The organism is Mesorhizobium sp. RCAM 06353 (assembly GCF_059683585.1).
In genome coordinates, this window is sequence record NZ_CM185031.1 from 535,032 (window position 1) to 559,198 (window position 24,167).

The 24,167-nt window shown below is 63.2% G+C and carries 18 protein-coding genes; 11 read left to right on the forward strand and 7 right to left on the reverse strand.

Going from position 1 to position 24,167, the window contains the following annotated elements; genetic code table 11:
• Positions 1–29 precede the first annotated feature (29 nt).
• Entirely contained in the window at positions 30–2,759 is a 2,730-nt protein-coding gene (mutS, locus tag AC56QX_RS02390) for a DNA mismatch repair protein MutS (protein ID WP_497113542.1), read from the forward strand.
• Here the strand turns inward: mutS and AC56QX_RS02395 are convergent, their stop codons facing one another.
• The 3 genes from AC56QX_RS02395 to AC56QX_RS02405 form a co-directional block, all read right to left on the reverse strand.
• Complete coding sequence (locus AC56QX_RS02395; protein WP_497113543.1) at positions 2,760–3,605, reverse strand: aldo/keto reductase; 846 nt, start codon at positions 3,603–3,605, stop codon at positions 2,760–2,762.
• A gap of 87 nt (positions 3,606–3,692) precedes the next feature.
• Complete coding sequence (gene copM / locus AC56QX_RS02400; protein WP_027052650.1) at positions 3,693–4,085, reverse strand: CopM family metallochaperone; 393 nt, start codon at positions 4,083–4,085, stop codon at positions 3,693–3,695.
• 43 nt (positions 4,086–4,128) lie between these two features.
• Positions 4,129–6,630: a heavy metal translocating P-type ATPase gene (locus tag AC56QX_RS02405; RefSeq protein WP_497113544.1), complete on the reverse strand. Its 2,502-nt coding sequence runs from the start codon at positions 6,628–6,630 to the stop codon at positions 4,129–4,131.
• A 192-nt stretch (positions 6,631–6,822) separates the two neighbouring features.
• Here AC56QX_RS02405 and AC56QX_RS02410 point away from each other — a divergent pair, with 192 nt between their 5' ends.
• From AC56QX_RS02410 to AC56QX_RS02445, 8 genes are all read left to right on the forward strand, one after another.
• Positions 6,823–7,626 carry a glycosyltransferase family 25 protein gene (locus AC56QX_RS02410; RefSeq protein WP_497113545.1) on the forward strand — a complete coding sequence of 268 codons (804 nt, stop codon included), beginning with the start codon at positions 6,823–6,825 and terminating at the stop codon, positions 7,624–7,626.
• Between the two features lie 393 nt (positions 7,627–8,019).
• Positions 8,020–8,817: a glycosyltransferase family 25 protein gene (locus AC56QX_RS02415; RefSeq protein WP_497113546.1), complete on the forward strand. Its 798-nt coding sequence runs from the start codon at positions 8,020–8,022 to the stop codon at positions 8,815–8,817.
• Positions 8,818–8,907: 90 nt separating this feature from the next.
• Positions 8,908–11,709: a [protein-PII] uridylyltransferase gene (locus tag AC56QX_RS02420; protein WP_497113547.1), complete on the forward strand. Its 2,802-nt coding sequence runs from the start codon at positions 8,908–8,910 to the stop codon at positions 11,707–11,709.
• Positions 11,710–11,857: 148 nt separating this feature from the next.
• On the forward strand, positions 11,858–13,456 hold the full coding sequence (gene murJ / locus AC56QX_RS02425) for a murein biosynthesis integral membrane protein MurJ (protein ID WP_497113548.1): 1,599 nt from the start codon (positions 11,858–11,860) through the stop codon (positions 13,454–13,456).
• A gap of 171 nt (positions 13,457–13,627) precedes the next feature.
• Entirely contained in the window at positions 13,628–14,695 is a 1,068-nt protein-coding gene (trpS, locus tag AC56QX_RS02430) for a tryptophan--tRNA ligase (protein ID WP_497113549.1), read from the forward strand.
• 104 nt (positions 14,696–14,799) lie between these two features.
• Positions 14,800–15,291: a universal stress protein gene (locus AC56QX_RS02435; protein ID WP_010913128.1), complete on the forward strand. Its 492-nt coding sequence runs from the start codon at positions 14,800–14,802 to the stop codon at positions 15,289–15,291.
• A gap of 300 nt (positions 15,292–15,591) precedes the next feature.
• Positions 15,592–16,161, forward strand: a complete 570-nt coding sequence (locus AC56QX_RS02440; RefSeq protein ID WP_497113550.1) for a NifU family protein — start codon at positions 15,592–15,594, stop codon at positions 16,159–16,161.
• 275 nt (positions 16,162–16,436) lie between these two features.
• Positions 16,437–17,197 (forward strand): IS5 family transposase gene (locus tag AC56QX_RS02445; RefSeq protein ID WP_497109867.1). Its coding sequence is split into 2 segments (ribosomal slippage): positions 16,437–16,764 and positions 16,764–17,197, totalling 762 coding nucleotides; the frame shifts between segments, so codons are not numbered across the junction.
• A gap of 163 nt (positions 17,198–17,360) precedes the next feature.
• Here the strand turns inward: AC56QX_RS02445 and AC56QX_RS02450 are convergent.
• On the reverse strand, positions 17,361–17,978 hold the full coding sequence (locus AC56QX_RS02450; RefSeq protein ID WP_172220276.1) for a L,D-transpeptidase: 618 nt from the start codon (positions 17,976–17,978) through the stop codon (positions 17,361–17,363).
• A gap of 227 nt (positions 17,979–18,205) precedes the next feature.
• On the opposite strand from AC56QX_RS02450, the gene cueR reads away from it, so the two are divergent.
• Both cueR and AC56QX_RS02460 read left to right on the forward strand, forming a co-directional pair.
• Positions 18,206–18,619, forward strand: coding sequence for a Cu(I)-responsive transcriptional regulator (gene cueR / locus AC56QX_RS02455; RefSeq protein ID WP_477440973.1), 414 nt, complete (start codon positions 18,206–18,208; stop codon positions 18,617–18,619).
• Positions 18,620–20,254: 1,635 nt separating this feature from the next.
• Positions 20,255–20,755, forward strand: coding sequence for an MmcB family DNA repair protein (locus AC56QX_RS02460; RefSeq protein WP_497113551.1), 501 nt, complete (start codon positions 20,255–20,257; stop codon positions 20,753–20,755).
• 25 nt (positions 20,756–20,780) lie between these two features.
• On the opposite strand, the gene nhaA is transcribed toward AC56QX_RS02460, so the two are convergent.
• The 3 genes from nhaA to AC56QX_RS02475 form a co-directional block, all read right to left on the reverse strand.
• Positions 20,781–21,977, reverse strand: coding sequence for a Na+/H+ antiporter NhaA (nhaA, locus tag AC56QX_RS02465; protein ID WP_497113552.1), 1,197 nt, complete (start codon positions 21,975–21,977; stop codon positions 20,781–20,783).
• 226 nt (positions 21,978–22,203) lie between these two features.
• The gene (locus tag AC56QX_RS02470) at positions 22,204–22,767 is read right to left on the reverse strand and encodes an ActR/PrrA/RegA family redox response regulator transcription factor (RefSeq protein ID WP_010913121.1); all 564 of its coding nucleotides are present in this window, start codon (positions 22,765–22,767) and stop codon (positions 22,204–22,206) included.
• A gap of 64 nt (positions 22,768–22,831) precedes the next feature.
• Positions 22,832–24,163 (reverse strand): ActS/PrrB/RegB family redox-sensitive histidine kinase, encoded by a 1,332-nt coding sequence (locus AC56QX_RS02475; RefSeq protein WP_497113553.1) that lies wholly within the window; start codon positions 24,161–24,163, stop codon positions 22,832–22,834.
• Positions 24,164–24,167: the final 4 nt, after the last annotated feature.

The following is a 24,167-nucleotide window of genomic DNA, read 5'->3' on the forward strand; positions in this document are numbered from 1 at the left end:
GCGCGATCACATCTGCTAGCGTGCCGCGCATGAACATGCACACCCCAAACGAGCCCGACGCTCCCGAGGCGATGACGCCATTGCCGACCGCCACCGCCGCCGTCACACCGATGATGGAGCAGTTCATCGAGATCAAGGCGGCGAACCCGGATTCGCTGCTGTTCTACCGCATGGGCGATTTCTACGAACTGTTCTTCGACGATGCCGAGAAGGCAAGCCGGGCGCTGGGCATCGTCTTGACCAAGCGCGGCAAGCACCAGGGCCACGACATTCCGATGTGCGGCGTGCCGGTGCATGCGGCGGACGACTATCTGCAGAAGCTGATCGGCCAGGGATTCCGCGTCGCGGTGTGCGAACAGATCGAAGACCCAGCGGAAGCCAAGAAGCGCGGCGGAAAATCGGTGGTTCGTCGCGACGTCGTGCGGCTGGTGACGCCGGGCACCATCACCGAGGACAAATTGCTGGCGCCGTCGGAATCGAGCTTCCTGATGGCGCTCGGGCGGGTGAAGGGCGGCAGCGACCATTCCTTTGCAATTGCCTGGATCGACATCTCGACCGGCGCCTTCCGGGTTGCCGAGACCACGGCTGACCGGCTGCTCGCCGACATCTTCCGTGTCGATCCGCGCGAGATGATCGTCGCCGAACCGGTGTTTCATGATCCGGAGCTGAAGCCGGTGTTCGACGTGCTCGGCCGGGTCGCCAATCCGCAGCCGCCGTCGCTGTTCGATTCGGCCTCGGCCACGGGGCGGATCGCCCGCTTCTTCGATGTGGCGACGCCAGACAGTTTCGGCACGTTTTCGCGCGCCGAACTGTCGGCGATCTCGGGCGCCATTGCCTATGTCGAGAAGACGCAGAAGGCAGAGCGTCCACCACTGTCGCGACCCGAGCGCGAGGAGCAAGGCTCGACGCTGTTCATCGATCCGGCGACGCGCGGCAATCTCGAGTTGCTGCGCACGCTGTCGGGCAGCCGCGAGGGCTCGCTGTTCAAGGCGATCGACCGCACGGTGACCGGCGGCGGCGCAAGGCTGCTCGCCGACCGGCTGATGGCGCCGCTGACCGACCCGGCGGCGATCGGTGCCCGCCTCGACTCTGTATCGTTCTTCCGCTCCGAAACCCGGCTCTGCCAGGCAGTGCGGACGAGCCTGAAGAGCGTCGCCGACATGCCGCGCGCGCTGTCCAGGCTGGCGCTCAACCGTGGCGGCCCGCGCGACCTCGGCGCGCTGCGCGCCGGTTTTGAGGCGGCAGGCGCGATCGCCGAAATCTTTGCCACCACCGCCCTGCCCCAGGAATTGACCGGCGCAATGGCCGCTATCCAGGCGCTGCCCAAGGCACTTACCCAGCACCTGATGCAGGCGCTCGGCGAGGAACTGCCGCTGTTGAAGCGCGACGGCGGCTTCGTCCGTGGCGGCTATCATGCCGAGCTCGACGAGATGCGGGCGCTACGCGACGAGTCGCGAAAAGTGATCGCCGGACTGGAGCGCTCGCTGATCGAGGAGACCGGCATCCGCTCGCTAAAAATCCGGCACAACAATGTGCTCGGTTACTATATCGAGGTGACCGCCAACCACCATGCGATCATGGCCGGCAGCGACGGCGCCAAGGCGCGCTTCATCCACCGCCAGACCATGGCAAATGCCATGCGCTTCACCACGACCGAGCTTGCTGAGCTCGAGACCAAGATCGCCAATGCCGCCGACCGGGCACTGAGCATCGAACTGGCGGCCTTCGATGCGCTGACGGCGGAAGCCGTCGGCGAAGCAGAAAGAATCCGCGCCGGCGCCGATGCGCTCGCCGTGATCGACGTGTCGGCGACGCTCGCCCTGCTTTCGGAAAGCGAAGCCTGGTGCCGGCCGGTGGTGGATTCCAGCCTTGCCTTCGAAATTTCCGGCGGCCGCCATCCGGTGGTCGAACAGGCGCTGCGCCGCTCCGGCGAAGGTCCGTTCGTCGCCAATGACTGCGACCTGTCACCGGAGGGCAGCGCCAAGAACGGTGCGATCTGGCTACTGACCGGCCCGAACATGGGCGGTAAATCGACGTTCCTGCGCCAGAACGCGCTGATCGCCATCCTGGCCCAGACCGGCTCCTTCGTGCCGGCGACGTCGGCCCATATCGGCGTCGTCGACCGGCTGTTCTCGCGCGTCGGCGCCTCGGACGATCTGGCGCGCGGCCGCTCGACCTTCATGGTCGAGATGGTCGAGACGGCGGCGATCCTCAACCAGGCCGGCGAACGGGCGCTGGTGATCCTCGACGAGATCGGCCGCGGCACCGCCACTTTCGACGGCCTGTCGATCGCCTGGGCGGCGGTGGAATATCTGCATGAGAAGAACCGCTGCCGGGCGATCTTCGCCACCCATTTTCACGAAATGACCTCGCTCGCCGGCAAGCTGGCGCGGCTTCACAACGTCACCATGCGGGTCAAGGAATGGGAAAACGACGTCGTGTTCCTGCATGAGGTTGGCAAGGGCGCGGCCGACCGCTCTTACGGCGTGCAGGTGGCACGGCTGGCCGGCCTGCCGGAAGCTGTGGTGGACCGGGCCAAGCAGGTGCTGCACCAACTGGAGGAAGGCGAGGTTTCCGGCAAGACCAACCGGCTGGTCGACGATTTGCCGCTGTTTTCCGTGGCGGTGAAGCGGGAAGCACCGAAGCCGGTGAAGAACGACGCGCTGGGTGCTGCGCTGGGCGAGATCAATCCCGACGAGATGACGCCGAGGGAGGCGCTGGAGGCGCTGTACCGGCTGAAGGGTCTGGCGGGGAAATAGTCAGATCATCTCCAGCCCGCGCTTACGCGTCGGCGGCGGGAAGGCGCGGTCGAGATCGGCGAGATCTTCGGCCGTGAGCTTGATGTCGAGTGCGGCGACATTCTGACGGACATGCTCCTGGCTGCTGGCCTTTGGAATGGCGATGACGCCCTCCTGATGCACCACCCAGGCCAAGGCGATTTGTGCAGGGGTGGCATTGTGGCGGGCGGCGACGGCGTCGAGCCTGCCGTTGCGCGCCAAGGCGCCCTGCTCGACCGGCGAATAGGCCATCAGCGGAATGCCGCGCTGCCGGCTCCACGGCGCCAGATCGAACTCGAGGCCGCGGCGGACCAGATTGTAGAGCACCTGGTTGGTCTGGACGTTGCCGCCATTGGCAACACTGACCAAGTCCTCCATCTCCTCGGTGTCGAAATTGCTGACGCCCCAATGGCGGATCTTGCCGGCCTTCTTAAGCGCCTCGAAGGCCTCGACCGTCTCCGCCAACGGCACGCTGCCTGGCCAATGCAAGAGGTAGAGGTCGATGCGGTCGGTGCGCAGGCGCTTCAGGCTGTTTTCGCAGGCGCGCTGCACGCCCGCGCGCGACGCGTTGGATGGTAGAACTTTCGAGACCAGAAAAGTCTCGTCGCGGCGCCCGGCGATGGCTTCGGCCACCACTTCCTCGGCGCCGCCGCTGGCATACATTTCGGCGGTGTCGATCAGCGTGATGCCAAGGTCGATACCGAGCTTGAGCGCATCGACCTCGCCAGCACGGCGGCGCGAATCCTCGCCCATCTTCCACGTGCCCTGGCCGAGAACAGCAATGGCTTCGCCGGAGGGCAGCGTGGTGGTTCTGATGGTCGATGACATGGCAGGCTCCGTTGGAGGCCGGATCGCATCACAGGGCGGACAAGAAATCCAGAGGCGTTCTCGCCCAATTCTTCGTCTTGAAAGGGCTCACTTCACCGGATGGGCGGCGAGCCAGTCCTGCATCTGCTTGATCTCGGCTTCCTGCGCGGCGATGACGCCTTCGGCGAGCTTACGGATTTCGGGATCCTTGCCATTGGCAAGCTCGACCTTGGCCATGTCGATGGCGCCCTGATGGTGCGGGATCATGCCGCGGACGAAATCGACATCGGCATTGCCGGTATATTGCGACGCCATCATGTCGGCATGCATCTTGTCCATCGCCGCCTTATAGCCTTCGGTCGAAGGGCTGGTCGCGTCCATGGACATGCCAGCCATGTCGTGTTTCATCTCTTCGCTCTGCGCCGGAACGCTTTCGAGGAAGACGGCGAGCAGCATTCCGGCCGCCATCAGCAAAAGCACGAGTTTCTTGGCCAAGGTCATTCATGGTCTCCTGTTGCTTCGGTGTCGTATTTGGGGGTTTGGATCAGAGTTTCAACGTCCGCAGACGCAATGCGTTGGCGATGACGGACACGGAGGACAGGCTCATCGCCGCCGCCGCCAGCATCGGCGACAGAAGCATGCCGGTGAGCGGATAGAGCACGCCGGCGGCGACCGGCACGCCAAGCACATTGTAGAGGAAAGCGAAGAACAGGTTCTGGCGGATGTTGCCGATCGTCGCCTGGGCGAGCTTACGGGCCCGGACGATGCCGTTGAGGTCGCCCTTGACCAAAGTGATGCCGGCGCTTTCGACCGCGACATCGGCGCCGGTGCCCATGGCGATACCGACATCGGCGGCGGCCAAAGCCGGTGCGTCGTTGACGCCGTCGCCGGCCATGGCAACGCCAGCGCCCTTGCCACGCAATTCCTCGACAAGGGCTGCCTTCTGTTCCGGCAGCAGACCGGCGCGAACCTCATCGATACCGAGGCTTCTGGCGATCGCCTTGGCGGTGCGCTCATTGTCGCCGGTCGCCATGATGATCCTGAGGCCACTGTCATGCAGCGCCCGGATCGCCTCGGCGGTGGTCGCCTTGATGGGATCGGCGACGGCGACGATGCCGGCCAGCTTGCCGCCGACGGCGATGAACATCGCGGTCTTGCCATCGCCTTGCAACGCTTCGGCACTGACTGAGGCGGCGGAAACGTCGACGCCAAGATCGCGCATCATCGCGGCGTTGCCGAGCGCGACAGTCTTGCCCGACACCGTGCCGGAAACGCCCTTGCCGGTGAGCGCCTCAAAGGCGCTGGCCTCAGTGGCGATTACACCGCGCGCGGCGGCGCCTTCGACGATGGACTCGGCCAACGGATGCTCCGAGCCCTTCTCCAGGCTCGCGGCGAACCCCAGCAATTCGTCTTCGGAAAAGCCGTTTGCTGCGACAACATCCGTCAGTTTCGGCCGGCCCTCGGTCAGCGTGCCGGTCTTGTCGACGATCAGCGTGTCGACGGAGGCAAAGCGTTCGAGCGCAGCGGCCTCCTTGATCAGCACGCCGGCATGCGCCCCGCGCCCGGTGGCGGTCATGATCGACATAGGCGTGGCGAGGCCAAGCGCGCAGGGACAAGCGATGATCAGCACCGAGACCGCCGAGACGACGGCGAAGATCAGGCTGGGCTCTGGGCCGAAGAGCGCCCAGGCGATGAATGCCACGACGGCGACAAGGACGACGGCGGGAACAAAGTAGAAGGAAACGCGGTCGGCCAATCCCTGGATCGGCGCGCGCGAACGTTGTGCCTTGGCGACAAGTTCGACGATGCGCGCAAGCGTGGTCTCGGCGCCGATCCGCTCGGCGCGCATGATAAGCGAGCCGTTCTTGTTGAGCGTGCCGCCGGTCAGGGCGTCGCCCTCGACCTTTTCGACCGGCAGCGGCTCGCCCGTGATCATCGATTCATCGATAGACGAACGGCCTTCGAGCACGGTGCCGTCGACCGGGATGGCGTCGCCTGGCCGGATGCGCAAGCGATCGCCAGCCTTGACGCTGTCCAGCGGCACGTCGGTCTCGGAACCGTCTTCGGCTATGCGCCGCGCGGTCTTGGGCGCCAGATCGAGCAGAGCGCGGATCGCCGACCCGGTCTTTTCGCGGGCACGCAATTCCAGCACCTGGCCGAGGAACACCAGCGCGACAATGACGGCCGCAGCCTCGAAATAGACCGGCACCGCACCGCCATGGCTGCGGAACTGATGTGGAAAGATGTCAGGGAAGAGCGTGGCAACGACGCTGTAGAGGTAGGCCGCACCGACGCCGAGCGAAATCAGCGTCCACATGTTGGGGCTGCGGTTGACGATCGACTCCCAGCCGCGATGGAAGAAAGGAAAGGCAGCCCAGAGCACCACCGGGCTTGCCAGCGCCAGCTCGATCCAGACCTTCGTCCGATCATCGACCAGGCCTTCGAACGTCAGGCCGATCATCGGGGCCATGGCGATGATGAGAAGCGGGATCGACAAGACCGCGCTGACCCAGAACCGCCTGGTGAAATCGACCAGCTCGGGATTTGGCCCTTCATCGCCTGATGGTACCCCCATCGGCTCCAGCGCCATGCCGCAGATCGGACAGGAGCCGGGCTTGTCGCGGATGATCTCGGGATGCATCGGGCACGTGTATTGCGTGCCCTTGGGCGCCGGCACCGGCGCCGGCCTGTCGCTGAGATAGGTTTGCGGTGCCGCCTCGAATTTCGCCTGGCAAGCGGCGGAACAGAAATAAAAGCCCTGGCCTTCATGGCGGACGAAGTGCCTGGCGGTGGCGCGGTTGACGCTCATGCCGCAGACGGGGTCGGTGGCCGTCAGATATTGTTCCGGCGCAGCCTGGAATTTCGTGCGGCAACCTTCACTGCAGAAATGATAGAGGCGGCCACCATGCTCTGATGTCGGCTTGCCGGCGGCCGGATCCACGGTCATGCCGCAGACCGGATCGCGCAGAACCGCTTCCACGGCCGCGCCTTTCGCCGCACAGCAGCCGCCATGGGCGCCGGGGTGATCATGATCTGAATGCGTCATTCCAAAAATGCCTTTGTGCCTCTGCCTAAAGCGGAGGTAGTGCTTCCAGTAACTGGAAGGTCAAGGGCTGTGTCGATTTTTCGCGTTTCGAGCCCAACCCGGGGCGGTTCGCCCCGAAAAAGCCCACATTGCGTAGCGCAGCGTTGTGCTAACTACGCCGGCCCCTCCAACGTGATGCCGATCCGTCGAGACATGAAATGTCTGGTCATCAATCTTGATCGGTCGCCTGACCGGCTTGCCCATGTCACGGCGGAATTTGCCCGCATCGGCATCGCCTTCGAACGAATCACCGCAATCGACGCCCGCGAGCATCCGAACCTGATGCTGCAGCCGCAGCATGCTGAGTACTCCATACGGCGCCTGTCCCCCAGCGAGATCGCCTGCATGCACAGCCATCGCGCATGCTGGGCCGTCATTGCTCATGACGAAGCGCCCTATGGCGCCGTTTTCGAGGACGACATTGTGTTCTCCGCGAATGCCGGCGCCCTGCTTGCCGACGGCGGCTGGATTCCAGCCGATGCCGATACCGTCAAGCTCGAGACATTCTTCAGCAAGACCATGATCCAGAGGAAGAGGACCGCTGTCGGCCACGGCTTTTCCGTGTTCAGGCTCCGCAGGAGCCATATGGGGACCGGCGGCTACATCCTCTCCAGGCAGATGGCACGCGATCTGCTGGATGCCACCGCGCGGGCCAACGCGGCCGCCGATGACATTCTCTTCAACCCGGTGTTCCCGACGTCGGGTGAAAAGACGATCTACCAGCTTGTTCCCGCGCTCTGCGCGCAGGACCAGTTCATGGGCAACAGGCTGCCAAGCCTGCTTTACGAGGAACGCGAAGCCGAATGGATCGCAAGCGGGCTGACCGCGAAGCGCCGAAAGCCCCTCCGCGAAAAGATGAGGGTGGAAACCAGGCGCATCGCCGAGTGGATTGTCGACCACTGCAGACTACGGCGGTACACGGTTGTCCCCTTCGATCCACCCGAAGCGGAACGATAGATCTGTTTCCGTCCGCAGGGCCTGATATCCGGCGCGGCCACAACGCGCAGAGACATCGATGAAAAGCCAGCTTATCCGACACCCACCGTCGGAAACTGCTTGCCCTCATCGAGGAAAATCTCGGGCTCCGGGCGAATTCCACCTTGCCGCCAGTGACCTTGAATAGAAAATTCCTCCGGCCAGCCGCAACATGTCATCTCCCGGTAATCCTGGGAAGATAGTCGGTTTAAAAGCTTGGCTTTCTGATTGTGGTATAATATCCACCCCAGAAAAGATCAACAAACCGTCACGTCACCTGTGCTAGAAGGCTCCTACGCTGCTTGGCGGCTCCCGCCGGTTCCGGTGGAAGCAAGGATTTTGTACAAAGAATTTTGAACAGAATAGCTCGTAAGAATGAAGCGTCTGGTTATCAACCTCGATCGATCTCCTGACCGGCTTGCCCACATGGCGTCGGAGTTCGCCCGTATCGGCATCGGGTTCGAGCGCGTCGCGGGGATCGATGCCAAGGAGCATCCCGACCTGGTGCTGCAGCCGCAGCACGCGATACACGCCGTCCGGCCGCTTTCCGGCAGCGAGATCGCTTGCCTGCATAGTCATCGAGCCTGTTGGACGATCATCGCGCAGGACGAGGCCCCATACGGCGCCGTGTTCGAGGACGACATGGTCTTCTCAAGCAAGGCCGGGGCGTTGCTGGGCGATACGAGTTGGGTGCCGGCATACGCCGATGTCGTGAAACTCGAGACGTTCTTCTCCAGAACCGTGATCCAGAGGAGAAGGACCTCCGCCGGACATGGTTTTTCCATGGTCCGGCTCCGCAAGGGCCATCCGGGGGCCGGGGGTTATCTGCTCTCGCGGCGAACGGCGCGCGACTTTCTGGAGGCAACGGCGCGGGTCAACATAGCTGTCGATGATCTCATCTTCGACCCCATCATGTCCGCCGGCAGGACTGTCTACCAACTTGTTCCAGCGCTCTGCGCACAGGACCAGTTCGTCGGTGAAAGGCTGCCAAGCCTGCTCGACCAGGAACGCGACGCCGCGCGGACCGCGAGCGGGCTTATGACAAGGCAGAGGAAGCCGGCAGCCGTGAGAATCAGCAGAGAGGCCGGGCGAGCCGTGAGGTGGATCGCCGATTTCTGCAGATTCCGGCAACGGATTGTCGTTCCCCTCGATCCGATCGAGGCAACGGAGTAGGCCGCTTGCCGGGCCACCGGCAGGCCCCATACCCAGCGCCGCGAAAACGCGCTATAGACGCCGCCCAAATGGCAAGGCCAACCGGTACCTATGGCGAAAATCTCCCTGAAGCTCGATGAACTGATCGACGGCGAAGCCTTGCGCCGCGAGATGACCGCGCTGACGACGGCCACGGCCGGCGACGGTTCCGGAGCGGCCGCGCGTGCCGGCGTTCTCCAGCTTCTCAAGGCCCGGCTTGCCGAAGGCCGAAAGATCACCGAAGCCATGCTGAAGCAAGATGGCGGCGGCAACGCCTGCGCCGAGCGGCTGTCGCACCTGATGGATGAGCTGATCCGGGCGCTCTACGAATTCGCGGCGACGCATGTCTACCGGGTGAAGAACCGTTCGTCGGCCGAACGCATGGCCGTCGTCGCGGTCGGCGGCTATGGCCGCGGCACGCTGGCGCCGGGATCCGACATCGACCTGCTGTTCCTCTTGCCCTACAAGCAGACGCCGTGGGGCGAACAAACCGTCGAATACATGCTCTACATGCTGTGGGATCTGGGCTTAAAGGTCGGCCACGCCACCCGCAACATCGATGAGTGCCTGCGGCTGTCACGCACCGACATCACCATCCGCACATCAATCCTGGAAGCACGCTTCCTGTGGGGCGAACGCAAGCTCTATGACGAGCTGATGCTGCGCTTCGACCACGAGGTGGTGCGCACGACCGGCCCGGAATATGTCCAGGCCAAGCTCGCCGAACGCGACGAGCGGCACGCCAAGGCCGGCGAGAGCCGCTATCTGGTCGAGCCCAATGTCAAGGACGGCAAGGGCGGCCTGCGCGACCTGCAGACGCTGTTCTGGATCGGCAAGTATTTCTACCGGGTGCGTACCGGCGAGGAACTGGTCGACAAAGGCGTCTTCACCGAGGCCGAGTACCGCGAATTCCAGAAAGCCGAGGACTTCCTGTGGGCAGTGCGCTGCCACATGCATTTCCTCACCGGGAAGGCCGAGGAGCGGCTGCATTTCGACATCCAGCGCGAGATCGCCGGGCGGCTGGGTTACACCACCCATCCCGGCCTGTCGGCAGTCGAACGCTTCATGAAGCACTACTTCCTCGTCGCCAAGGATGTCGGCGACCTGACCCGCATCTTCTGCGCCGCGCTCGAGGAGGAGCAGGCCAAGCACGTGCCGGGCTTCAACCGCATCTTCCTCACCTTCCAGCGCCGCAAGCGCAAGCTCGCCGGCACTTCCGATTTCATCGTCGACAACCACCGCATCAACATCGCCGACGACCAGGTGTTCGAACGCGATCCGGTCAATCTGCTCAGGCTGTTCTGGTTCGCCGACAAGCACGGGCTGGAGTTCCACCCTGACGCGCTGAAGCTGCTGACGCGCTCGCTCGGCCTGGTCAACAAGTCGCTGCGCCGCGACGAGGAGGCCAATCGGCTGTTCCTCGACATATTGACCTCGGACCGCAACGCCGAACTCAATCTGCGGCGCATGAACGAGGCCGGGTTGCTGGGCCGGCTGATCCCCGATTTCGGCAAGATCGTCGCCATGATGCAGTTCTCGATGTACCACCACTATACGGTCGACGAGCACCTAATCCGCTGCATCGGCGTGCTGGCAGAAATCGAACGCGGCGACGGCGAGAAAGTGCACCCGCTGTCGCATTCGCTTATGCCGGGCCTGAAGAAGAGCCGCGAGGCGCTCTATGTCGCCGTGCTGCTGCACGATATCGCCAAGGGCAGGCCGGAAGATCATTCCGAGGCCGGCGCCAGGATCGCGCGCCGCATCTGCCCGCATATGGGGCTGTCGCCGGCCGACACGGAAACCGTCGCCTGGCTGGTCGAGAACCACCTCGTCATGTCGATGACGGCGCAGACCCGCGATCTCAACGACCGCAAGACGATCGAGGATTTCGCCTCGGTCGTGCAATCGGTCGAGCGGCTGAAGATGCTTTTGATCCTCACCGTCTGCGACATCAGGGGCGTTGGACCCGGTGTGTGGAACGGCTGGAAGGGCCAGTTGCTGCGCACGCTTTATTACGAAACCGAACTGCTCCTGACCGGCGGCTTTTCGGAAGTGTCGCGCGCGCAGCGCACGGCGGCGGCGCGCGAGCGTCTGGCCGAGGCACTCGCCGACTGGCCCGACAAGGCCCGCAAACGCTATGTCGGGCTGCACTATGAGAACTACCTGCTGGCCGTGGACCTGCCGGACCAGATTCGCCACGCCGAATTCATCCGCGAGGCGGACGCGTCGGGCAACAAGCTCGCCACCATGGTCAAGACCCACCAGTTCGAGGCGGTGACCGAAATCACCGTGCTGGCGCAGGACCATCCTCGTCTTCTATCGGTCATTGCCGGGGCATGCGCCGGCGCCGGCGGCAACATTGTCGACGCGCAGATCTTCACCACGTCTGATGGCCGCGCCCTGGACACGATCCTGATCTCGCGGGAATTCGACCGCGACGAGGACGAGCGGCGGCGCGCCGAGCGCGTCGGCCGGCTGATCGAGGACGTGCTGTCGGGCAAGAGTTGGCTGCCGGAGATGATCGAGAAGCGCACCAAGCCAAGGCGCGGGTCCAAGGTGTTCAAGATCCCGCCACGCGCCGAGATCCGCAACACGCTGTCGAACCGGTTTTCGGTCATCGAGGTCGAGGGGCTCGACCGCCCGGGCCTGCTGTCGGAGATCACCGGCACGCTGTCCGACCTGTCGCTCGACATCGCATCGGCACACATCACCACTTTCGGCGAAAAGGTCATCGACACCTTCTATGTCACCGACCTCACCGGGCAGAAGATCGACAGCCCGGCCCGCACCGCCACCATCCGCAACCGGCTGATGGCGACGCTCGAAGGCATCGCGCCCGAACGCGGCGGCAAGGCCAAGGCGGCCGCCGAGTGACTGCCATCCTCACTTTGTCCCAATCCCTAGAGCTGTTCACCGTTTCACGGAAACGGCGAACAGCTCTAAATCTTCGTTTCAACGCAATTCCAGACGGAAAACCGCTTCACACTTTTCCTGGAATTGCTCCAAGGCAGTCTTCGAACGCATGAGCCTCGTCAAGAAATTCGCTACGGTCGCTTCCGGCACGCTGATGAGCCGCGCGCTCGGTTTTGGCCGCGAGATGCTGATGGCGGCAGCACTCGGCACCGGACCGGTGGCCGACGCCTTCAACGCCGCCTTCCAGTTTCCCAACACCTTTCGCCGGCTGTTCGCCGAAGGCGCCTTCAACGCCGCTTTCGTGCCGCTGTTTGCCAAGGAGATCGAAACGCACGGCACCGACGGCGCCAAGCGCTTCTCGGAGGAAGTGTTCGGCGTGCTGTTCTCGGCGCTTCTGGCGCTGACCATCGTCATGGAACTGGCGATGCCGCTGATCGTGCGCTACCTGGTGGCGCCGGGCTTTGCCGACACGCCGGGCAAGTTCGAGACGACCGTCGCACTGGCGACGATCATGTTCCCGTATCTGATCTGCATGTCGCTCGCCGCCATGATGGCCGGCATGCTGAACTCGCTGCGCCGCTATTTCGCGGCTGCCATCGCGCCGGCGTTCCTCAACATCATCCTGATCAGCGTGCTGGGCTATGCCTGGTACCATGGGCTGGATGCCCGTGCTGTCGGCTCCAGCCTGTCCTGGGGCGTGCTGGCGGCGGGCCTCGTGCAACTTGCCATCGTCTGGGTGGCGGTTCGCAATGCCGGCATCTCGATCGGCTTCCGCCGGCCGAAGATGACGCCGAACGTCAAGCGCCTGCTGATCCTGGCGCTGCCGGCGGCGATTACCGGCGGCATCACCCAGATCAACCAGCTGATCGGCACGGCGATCGCGTCGGCGCAAGACAGCGCCGTGTCCTCGCTTGCCTATGCCGACCGCGTCTATCAGCTGCCGCTCGGTGTCGTCGGCGTGGCGGTGGCAATCGTGCTGTTGCCGGAGCTGTCGCGGGCACTGAAATCGGGCAATCTCATCGAGGCCGCCAATCTGCAGAACCGCTCCGTCGAATTCACCTTGTTCATGACCTTGCCGGCGGCGGCAGCGCTCTGGGTGATGGCGGAGCCGATCGTGCGGCTGGTCTACGAGCGCGGCGCGTTTGCCGCCAACCATTCGACGCCCACGGTGGCGGCGATCCTGGCGATCTTCGGTCTCGGCCTGCCGGCCTTCGTGCTGATCAAGGCCTTCACTCCCGGCTATTTCGCCCGCGAGGACACCCGCACGCCGATGATCTTCGCCGCCATCTCGGTGGCGGTGAACGTCGCCACCGCGCTGACGCTGTTTCCCAGGATGGGTGCACCCGGCATTGCGGTCGCCTCGGCCGTGGCCGGCTGGGTCAACGCGCTGATGCTGCTTGCCGTGCTGATCCGGCGCGGCCATTGGGGCCGCGACGTGCCGCTCCTGAAACGCATTCCCCGACTGGTTCTGTCGGCCGCGGTGATGGCGGTGGCGCTGTATTTCGCCGAGCATTGGCTGGCCGTCAGGCTCGGTCCCGGCTCGCCGCTGGTCGTCAAGGCGACGACGCTGCTGGCGCTGGTGGCCGGCGGGGCGCTGCTCTACTTCGTCACCGCGTTTGCCACCGGCGGCGCCGATTTCGGCATGATCCGGCGCAATGTCGGGCGCAAGGGAGTGCCGCCGGCCGCAACGACCGGCATCGACGACTAGAGCCTCAATCGACCTATAGCCCCATCTTGATCGCGGCGGCGTCTTCGTCCATAAGCGCGCCGTCGCAAGACTTTCGCCGCGCGCGGTTTCCAGCCGCATGATTGGCTCCAAAAAGTCTGCAACTTTTTGGAATCATGCTTATACGGCCCTCCACAAGCCATGAGGAAACCCATGTCCGCCTTCAAGCCCCTCGTCTTCTCCGGCGTCCAGCCGACCGGCAATCTGCATCTCGGCAATTATCTCGGCGCCATCAAGAAGTTCGTCGCCCTGCAGGACACCTCCGACTGCATCTATTGCGTCGTCGACCTGCATTCGCTGACCGCGCAGCTGGTCCATGACGACCTTGCCGACCAGACGCGTTCGATCACCGCGGCGTTCCTCGCCTCCGGCATCGACCCGAAGAAGCACATCGTCTTCAACCAGTCGCGGGTGATGCAGCATGCCGAGCTAGCCTGGATCTTCAATTGCGTGGCGCGCATCGGCTGGATGAACAAGATGACGCAATTCAAGGACAAGGCCGGCAAGGACCGCGAAAATGCCTCGCTGGGCCTGCTCGCCTATCCCTCGCTGATGGCTGCCGACATCCTGCTCTATCGCGCAACGCATGTGCCGGTGGGCGAGGACCAGAAGCAGCATCTGGAACTGACCCGCGACATCGCACAGAAATTCAACAATGATTTTTCGGGCCGCATCGCCCGCCTTGGCGTCGGCGTCGAGATGCGGGTCGGCGAGGAGACGGTGAACGGCTTCTTCCCGATCACCGAACCGGTTATCGGCGGCCCGGCGGCGCGCATCATGAGCCTGCGCGACGGGTCGAAGAAGATGTCGAAGTCGGACCCGTCGGATCTGTCGCGCATCAATCTGACTGATGATGCCGACACCATCTCGAAGAAGATCCGCAAGGCCAAGACCGATCCGGAAGCCTTGCCGAGCGAAGTCGACGGGCTGGAAAGCCGGCCGGAAGCGGAAAACCTGGTCGGCATCTACGCCGGCCTGGCCGAGATGTCGAAGGCCGACGTGCTGAAGGAATTCGGCGGCCAGCAGTTTTCGGTGTTCAAGCCGGCGCTGGCCGACCTTGCGGTGGAGAAGCTGGCACCGATCGCCGGCGAGATGCGCCGCATCGAAGGCGACCGCACCTATGTCGACGCGGTGCTCAGGGACGGCGGCGAACGCGCCAGCGTGCTCGCCGAAACGACGATGAAGACCGTGCGCGACATCATCGGCCTGCTGCAGGGCTGATCCGCATCGTCGGTGCACCGCACCATACTGGCATAAGGCCGGCGGCTTGCCGCCGGTCGGCGGCGGTGGCAGATTGCGGCCGAAATGACACCAGGTAGATAGACATGGTCTCCAAACGCCTCAGCCGCGAAGCCGGTCATCGCAGGAAATTCCTGACGATCATCGACGACACGCCCGAGTGCGAGCGCGCCGTCGCCTACGCCTCGAAGCGGGCGCAGAGCACCAGCGGTACGCTTGTGCTGCTCTATGTCATCGTGCCGGACGATTTCCAGCACTGGCTGGGCGTCGAGAAGATCATGCGCGAAGAGGCGAACGCCACGGCGCGCGCGGCTCTCGACGGCTACGCCAACAAGGTGCGCCAGAAGCTCGGCATCGAGCCGGAGATGGTGGTGCGCGAAGGCAAGCCGACGGAAGAGATCCACAAGCTGATCGAGGAAGACCAGGACATCGCCATTCTAGTGCTGGCGGCCGGCGCCGGCAAGGAAGGCCCCGGACCGCTGGTCGGCGCGGTGGCCGGCAAGGGCGCGGCCTTCCCCATTCCGGTCACGGTCGTGCCGCAGAATCTGTCGGACGAGGAGATCGACAGCCTCGCCTGAGATATGCTGATATTCAGGTGAGGCCAGCCTGCAAATGGCGGCTTCCTGCGCTTCCCCGTTCTACTGCGTCGCAGTAGAACTGTGCTCACGCACTTCAAGTACGCTCCGCTCCGGTTCTCGGAAACCACCATTCTCGACTCGGCCTGACCTGAATCTCAACACAACTCCCGTGAGTGCAGGTGAGCAAAAACATTCCGCCAGCCAGCCGTTCGCGCGATGCGTTTCGCTTGAATGTCCGGCCGATAGAGCCTATTTAGAACTATTCCAAACTATCTGCCCGAAACGGGCACGGAGACGGCCATGTTCATCCAGACCGAATCGACGCCCAATCCGGCGACGCTGAAATTCCTGCCCGGCAAGGAAGTGCTGCTCGAAGGCACGGCCGATTTCCGCGATGCCGACAGTGCGGCAACCGCCTCGCCGCTGGCCGGCCGGCTGTTCGAGATTCCCGGCGTCACCGGCGTCTTCTTCGGCTACGACTTCATCACCGTGACCAAGGACGGCCCCGACTGGCAGCACCTGAAGCCGGCGATCCTTGGCGCCATCATGGAGCATTTCATGTCCGGCGCGCCTGTCATGGCCAAGGCCGGCCCGGCCGCCGAGACCAGCCAGACCGGAGAATTCTACGACAAGGCCGACGAGGAACTCGTCACCACCATCAAGGAATTGCTCGACACACGGGTGCGCCCGGCGGTGGCCCAGGATGGCGGCGACATCACCTTCCGCGGCTTCGAGAACGGCACCGTGTTCCTGCACATGAAGGGCGCCTGCGCCGGTTGCCCGTCATCGACGGCAACGCTGAAGCACGGCATCCAGAACCTGCTTCGGCATTTCGTGCCCGAAGTGCAGCAGGTCGAGCAGGTTTCCTGATTCTTTCGCGCCGCGCCGCCTGTCGGTCTTAGAGCAGTTCACCGTTTCACGGAAACGGTGACCCTCTCTAAGTCCTTGTTTTGACGCAATTCCGAACGGAAAACCGTTTCACACTTTTCCTGGAATTGCTCTAAGTCCTTGTTTTGACGCAATTCCGGACGGAAAGCCGTTCCACACTTTTCCTGGAATTGCTCTAGGCTGTAGTGACAAATTAACGACTTGGGATTCCCATCGCGAGGCAAATCAGATTCAAGGCTGACTTTTGGAGGTCGGCTTTGGAAGGTGAGGTTCTACGCGACGATCAGTGGGAGCAGATCAAGCCTTTTGTGCCGGGTGGGCGCAAGGGCAAGCGGGGTCCGCGTAGCGATGGTCGGCGCTTCTTCGATGCGCTTTTATGGATCGCTCGGTCAGGCGCGCGCTGGCGCGACCTGCCGGAGCGGTTCGGCCCGTATCAGAGGGCAAAGCGACGTTACTACCGCTGGATCGAAGCGGGCGTGTTCGACCGGCTGTTCGAAGCCATCAGCAGGCATCCAGATATGGAATGGCTGATGATCGACGCGACCGTTATCCGCGCTCAGGCCCAGGCTGCTGGAGCCCGGCGTAAAAGGGGGGATCTGAAGCCCAGGCTCTCGGCCGCTCGCGTGGTGGGTTCGGCACCAAGCTCCATGCCGTCGTAGATGCGCTCGGCCTACCGGTCCGCTTCGAGATCGGCCCCGGCCAGCAAAACGACATGGCAGCGGCCTGCGGTCTGATCGAGGGGATTGCAGCAGGCCAAGTGATCGCCGACCGCGCTTATGATGCCGATCGACTGCATGATGTGATCCTCGACCAAGGCGGTGAACCGGTCATCCCGCCGCGGCGCCATCGCAGATACCAACACAGCTATGACAAGATCGCCTACAAAAACCGCTGGGGCATCGAGGCCTTCTTTGCAAAGCTCAAGCAGTGGCGGCGCATCGCAACGCGCTACGACAAAATCGCCGCCAACTTCCTCGGCTTCGTCAAGCTCGCAGCCATCATGCTCTGGCTCAAATGATTAAATTGTCACTACAGCCTAGGGCGCGGCCTGAAACATCCCATCCGCAGACAACAAAAAACCGGGCCGAATTGCCCGGTTTTCTGTTTGGGACGTCCGTTGTTGCCTAGACGGTCCGCGTACGAAACGTGTCCGACCATGATCCCACGAGGGATCGTGGTCCTTACATCACGATGACCTTGGCGCCGACCGAGGCGCGGTCATAGAGATCGATGATGTCCTGGTTCATCAGGCGGATACAGCCAGACGACATCGCCTTGCCGATCGAATTCCATTCCGGGCTGCCGTGCAGCCGGTAACCCATGTCGCCGCCCTTGTTGAACAGGTACATGGCGCGCGCGCCGAGCGGGTTCTTCAGGCCCGGCTCCATGCCGTCGGCGAACTTCTCCAGTTCCGGCTGGCGCCTGATCATTTCACGGGGCGGCGTCCAGGTCGGCCATTCGCGCTTCAGCGCTATATGGGCGGTACCATGCCACTCGAAGCCCTCGCGGCCGACGCCGATGCCGTAGCGGATCGCCAAGCCGTCGCCCTCGACGAAATAGAGGAACTTGTTCTGGGTATCGACGATGATGGTGCCCGGCTTTTCCTTGGTATCGTAGTTCACTTCCTGCCGGTGGAACTGCCTCGGCACTTTTTCGATCGGAATCCGCGGCAGTTGGTAGCCAGCATCGGTCACGGCGCCGTAGTCGTTGGAGAAGATCTGCCCGCCAATGGTGCTGCAACCGGCGATGGCCGTGGACAGCGCCAATGCGGCAATTATTGCAAGCGACTTCATGCGCATGAGATGATCCGGAGCCCCGCCCAAACGTCAGCGGCACGAGTCGACCGCTTTCTTGCCATCATTCATGCTGGCATTTGCTTTGCTTGCCAAGCACGCGATGCCTATATGCAAGGCCTTACCCGCGGGTAAGCGTATCACTATGGCATTTCGGCAACAGCCCTCACCGGATTGTGAAGTAAATTCAATGCGGGCGACATCAAACGGTTACCTGGAATCGAGGATCAGTCATGAATGTCGGCGACGCTGCCCACCGTTCAGGCCTGCCGGCCAAGACCATCCGTTACTATGAGGAGATCGGCCTGATCGCGCCGGCGCGCGCCGCCAACGGCTACCGCGATTATTCCGGCGACGATATCCACCGGCTGGCCTTCCTGCGCCGCGCGCGCAACCTCGGCTTTTCCATCGACGATTGCCGCCAGTTGATGGCGCTCTACCAGGATCGCGGCCGCGCCAGCGCCGACGTACGCGAGATCGCCGCCGCCCATGTCACGGCGATCGAGGAAAAGGTGCGCGAGCTGCAATCGATGCGCACGACCCTGCAGAAACTGATCCATGCCTGCCATGGCGACAACCGGCCGGACTGCCCGATCCTGGATGATATGGCAGGGGCTGCGGCGCCTGGCGAAAGGGCCGTTTCATAGCAAGGGCTGGCGGAGGTCAAAGCTTTGAGGAAGTCCGGTCAGGTCTGGTGGAACAAGGGACTTCAGTCTTATTTGCGCTATTGCTAATATACATATAGTTTGATGGACGCGGGGATAATCACACCCAAAAGCCCACACCCGCAATGGCCGGTGCAGCCCCCCTATAAACCCAAGCCAAGCTGCGCCGGCCATTCCGCCAGCCATGTTCCCTTACATCAGCCTTTATATGCCGACTAACTAAAGTAACGGAACGTCCAATGGACACTAACGGAACCTAAACGGTCCCCTCAGACCTTTGCGCTTGGCACGCAAGACCTTAGTCCTGCCATTCTCCAACAAAGAACGGGAGTTGATAGGCACGATATAGGGCCGTTCCGCAAAGGAACAATACCAGACTGTACTCAGCCGAATAGTGCGCGATCACGGAAGGCAGCTTCAGGCCGGGCCGGTTTGTACATTTGACAAACCCCGGCTTGTATATTTGACAGACATTGTCGCGTGAGCGATCGCGCCCTGGACGCGCCGCTTGCCAGTCCCCTGGTAGGAACGACCCGGCACGCTCAGTCGGGGGGACATGGGGTCGTGCCGGGTCGTTGCGGGTCAGGCTTTTGGGATCTCCTCCCGCACGGCCAAACCTATATTCATATTAGGACTAGCTCAATTGAGACTGAAGTCCCGTCCACGGACTGCTCAGTTGTAAGGACAGCACCTGCCCTGGCGCTGATCCGCGGGATGAAGTCGACTTCATTCCTACTGGCAGCAGTTCCTGCGGTCTCCAATCGGTCACCTATCGAAGGCGGTTGTATATTTGACAGGCCAGATACACCCAAAAGAAGTCAGGACCGGTTCTTGAAGGCTTGATCTGAAGGGCATATCGTCGCCTCAAGGGGCTTGGGTGACGCAATGTTGAACGACGATAAGGGCGAGCGGCTTTGGGCTCTAGACCTTGATGCTCTGCGCAAGGCTTTCGAAACATACGTTCGAGAGCACAAAACAACGGCCGCGGAGTGGGGGGAACACGCCAAGCGGTTCCTCGAAAAACAAAGAGTTCGCCAGGGTGAATCGCGCTGATCCCCAGTTGTAGGGATCGCACCGGCGCTGTGGTGTTCCCACTGGATTAAGCTCGACTTCCCCCTGCCGATTCCGTACGGACCGCCATTCGGTCGTAGGGTTGTCAAATATACAATCCCTATCGCCAAGCGATCGTACATTTGACAGACCCAATCGGCCTCAGATGTTTCCACCTTCCTTGCGCCAGTGAGAGCCGGTGGGGATCACCGATAAGGATGTGTCGTTCATGCGGCGGCCTGGGCTGGGTCGCCGCAAGTATCGCGCTTGTGATTTGGCGTCTGCGGCGCTCCACGCGCATTCTCCAGGAACGGGGAAGGGAGGCGTGGATGGGTCGGCTTATCCGGGCGGTTTCAATTTTTACGGCTGTCTTTGTCGCCAACCGTTCCCCCTACGCTTGGTATTGGCAGATCGCGATTCTCGTGGCCCTCACTATCGTCCTGCACGGAACTGCCTTAGCGATCCAATTCGTACTGGCACCATGCAACAAGTGATGCATCCCGTTTCCCTACGGCTGAGTAGCGCCAGGGGTTCAAACCGTGAACAGAATCTGGCATGGTGCCCGCCATGCCGATCATTTCCCCCATCGCAATCAACCCTCTCATCGACGGCCGCCAGTCGGAACGCGCCATGCTGGTGCGGCGCGGCGTGCAGCGGCTGCTCATGGAAATGGGCGCGCATGTGCTGCCTGAATTGTCGCTGGCCACCGGCCGCCGCGCCGACCTCGTGGCGCTGACCCGGCAGGGCGACATCTGGATCATCGAGATCAAATCCTCGATCGAGGATTTCCGGGTCGACCGCAAATGGCCCGACTACCGGCTGCATTCCGATCGCTTCTTCTTCGCCACCCATCCCGGCGTGCCGGCGGAAATCTTCCCGGAAGAGTGCGGCTTCATCCTCTCCGACGGCTACGGCGCCGAGATCCTACGTGACGCGCCGGAGCACCGCATGGCGGCGGCGACGCGCAAGGCGCTGATGCTCCGCATCGCCCGGGCCGGCGCCTCGCGGCTGCTGGCAGCGGAACTGGCCGGCGTGTCGGTGCCGGCGCTGGAGGGGGAGAGCGAGTAGTTCGAAAAACCTGGGTTCCTCGCCCCTACTCCGTCTCTTCTTCCACCCCACCCGCGGCCGGCGCCATCAAAAGCACGGCGGCGCCAAGAATGGCGGCGATGAAGGAGCCGGCGAGGATGCCGACCTTGACCGCATCCTGCAGGGCGACGTCGCCGGCGAAGGCGAGCAGGCCGATGAACAGGCTCATGGTGAAGCCGATGCCGCAGAGCAGCGAGATGCCGACCATATGCGACCAGCCGGCATGGGCCGGCAGATCGGCGAGGCCGAGCCGGATGGCTAGTGCTGAAGAGCCAAACACGCCGACCAGCTTGCCAACCACGAGGCCGGCGGCGACACCCAGCGTCAACGGCTCGATCAGCGCGCCGAAGCTCAGGCCGGCAAGCGAAACGCCGGCATTGGCGAAGCCGAAGATCGGGATGACGAAGAACGGCACTATTCTGTGCAGGCCATGCTCGAGCCGATGCAGCGGCGAGTGGTCGAGGTCGTGGCCGATCCCGGCGGAGCGTTCGAGCGGAATGGTCAGCGCCAGGGCGACGCCGGCAAGCGTGGCATGGACGCCCGATTTGAGCACCAATACCCACAGGATTGCGCCGAGCACGAGATAGGGCACCAGCGTCATCACCCGCATGCGGTTGAGCACGATGAGCACGGCAATGACGGCGAAGGCGGCGCCGAGATAGGCCAGCGACAGGCCGCTGGTGTAGAAGATGGCGATGATGATGACGGCGCCGAGGTCGTCGATGATGGCGAGCGCGGTCAGGAAGACTTTAAGCGAGGCCGGCACGCGGCTGCCGAGCAGCGACAGCACGCCAAGCGCGAAGGCGATGTCGGTGGCGGTCGGGATCGCCCAACCGGAGAGCGCCGGCCCGTTGTTGCGGTTGATGGCGACATAGACCAGTGCCGGAACAACCATGCCGCCGGCCGCCGCGATCCCGGGCAGGACGCGGCGCGGCCAGGTCGACAGCTGGCCGTCCAGCATCTCGCGCTTGATCTCCAGCCCGACGAGCAGGAAGAACACCGCCATCAGCCCATCATTGACCCAATGCGAAACGCTGAGCGGGCCGAGATAGGCATGGAGAACGGAGAAATAGGTTTCCGCGAGCGGCGAATTGGCGACGATCAGCGCAAGCGCCGCCGCCACCATCAGGATGATGCCGCCGGCCGCCTCGCCATCGAGAAATTCGCGGAAGACGGAAACCGGCCGCTGCTTCAGATCCTGCATGTCGCCTCCGTTAAGCCGCGTCATTCTCGATGATGCTCAAACTCCAGTCTCCGGGCAAGTAATCGGACCGTCTGTCAGCGCCTCAGAGACTGTTTCGAAATTCGCTCCGGCGAGTCATATGGTGGTGGTTTCGAGAACCGGAGCGGAGCGGACATTTGGGTCCGTGAGCACCGGAAGCGCAGAAAACGCCATCAGATGGCCGCCGGAGTAGAATTTCCAAACAGTCTCAGCGCGGCGCGCGCTTGGCCAGTATGCGCTGCAACGTGCGGCGGTGCATGTTGAGCCGGCGCGCGGTTTCGGAGACGTTGCGCTCGCACATTTCGTAGACGCGCTGGATATGCTCCCAGCGCACGCGGTCGGCCGACATCGGGTTTTCCGGCGGTGCCGCACGCTCGCCCGAGGTGCGGGTCAGCGCCGCAAAGATGTCGTCGGCATCGGCGGGCTTCGACAGATAGTCGACGGCGCCGAGCTTCACCGCGGTCACCGCGGTGGCGATGTTGCCGTAGCCGGTCAGGATGATGGTGCGGGAGTCCTCGCGCTTCTCGCGGATGGCGGCGACGACGTCGAGGCCGTTGCCGTCACCAAGCCGCATGTCGACCACGGCATAGGCCGGCGGATTGGCGCGCGCCTTGCCCACGGCCTCCTCGACGCTCTCGGCGGTCTCGACCACGAAGCCCCTGGTTTCCATGGCGCGGGCCAGACGGGTGAGGAACGGCTTGTCGTCATCGACGATCAGAAGCGAGGTGTCCTCGCCTTCAACCATTGCGCCAATATTTTCATCGCCTGTCATCGTCTTGAAAATTCCTGCTGCCTTAATTTTACGCAGATATAGTTTTGCGCCGCTATTGTCCAATTTACGCAATGTCAAACATGGTGGCCGGGGCCGTTTCCGGGTTCAGGAAGACCGTTCTCGGCCACGAAATCTGCACCACGGCGCCCTCGCCCAGTCCGCTCGAGTTGCGAAAATCGAGCGTGGCGCCCGAGCGTTCGAGCAGCGTCTTGGCGATGAACAGGCCAAGCCCCAGGCCGCCGCCGGCTTCATTGCCCTGGCGCGTCGACATATAGGGCTCACCGATGCGGTCGATGATCTCGGGCGGAAAGCCGGGCCCGTCATCGATGATCGAAAAGGTGACGGCGGCCTCGTCCCAACTCCAGCGCACGGTGACGCTCTTTCGGGCGAAATCGACAGCGTTCTCGACCAGATTGCCGAGGCCGTAGATGACGCCCGGATTGCGACGCCCGACCGGCTCAGGCCCGGTGCGCTCGCCCGGGCGAAGCTTGATCGAGATGCCGAAGTCGCGATGCGGCGCGGTGACCTCCTCGACCAGCGAGGTCAGCGGCAGGCGGGACAGATGCGCCTCGCCCTCCGACGACAGGCTGGTCAGGCGTTTGAGGATTTCGCGGCAGCGTTCACTTTGCGAGCGCAGCAGCTTCACGTCTTCCCCGTATTTCGGGTCGCTGCCGAGCGCCTTTTCCATTTCCTTGGCGACGAGCGTGATGGTGGCGAGCGGCGTGCCAAGCTCATGCGCCGCCGCCGCCGCCAGGCCGTCGAGCGCCGAAAGGTGCTGTTCGCGCTGCAGCACCAGTTCGGTGGCGGCAAGCGCATTGGCCAGAAGCCGTGCCTCGGCGGCCACCCGGAAGGCATAGATGGCGGTGAAGGCGATCGAGGACAGCACCGCCATCCACATGCCGGCGACATAGATGAAGGGCATGGCCAATGGCGCGCCTTCGTGCCAGGGCAATGGCAGATGGATGAACACCAGCAAGGTCGCGGCTATCATCACCAACCCGCCGAGGAGAGCTGTCAGGCGCAGGGGCAGCGAGGTCGCCGAAATGACGACGGGCACGGTCATCAGCAGCGAGAACGGATTGGTCAGGCCGCCGGTCATGTAGAGCAGGCCGGCGAGTTGCAGGCTGTCGAAGATCAGGATGCCGAACGCCGCGAACGGGGTGAGCCGGTGCGCGGCCGGAAAGCGGAAGGCCAGGAACAGGTTCATCCAGGCTGAGCACGCGATCAGGGCGAAGCACAGGCTGACCGGCAGCGGGAATTTCAGGCCATAGGCGACGACGAGCACCGTCACGCTCTGGCCGACAATGGCCAGCCAGCGCAGCCGGATCAGCGTGTTGAGGCGGAGCCGCTGGCTCTGCTGGAAATCGGGTGAACGCAAAACGTTGATCATGGCCATGGAT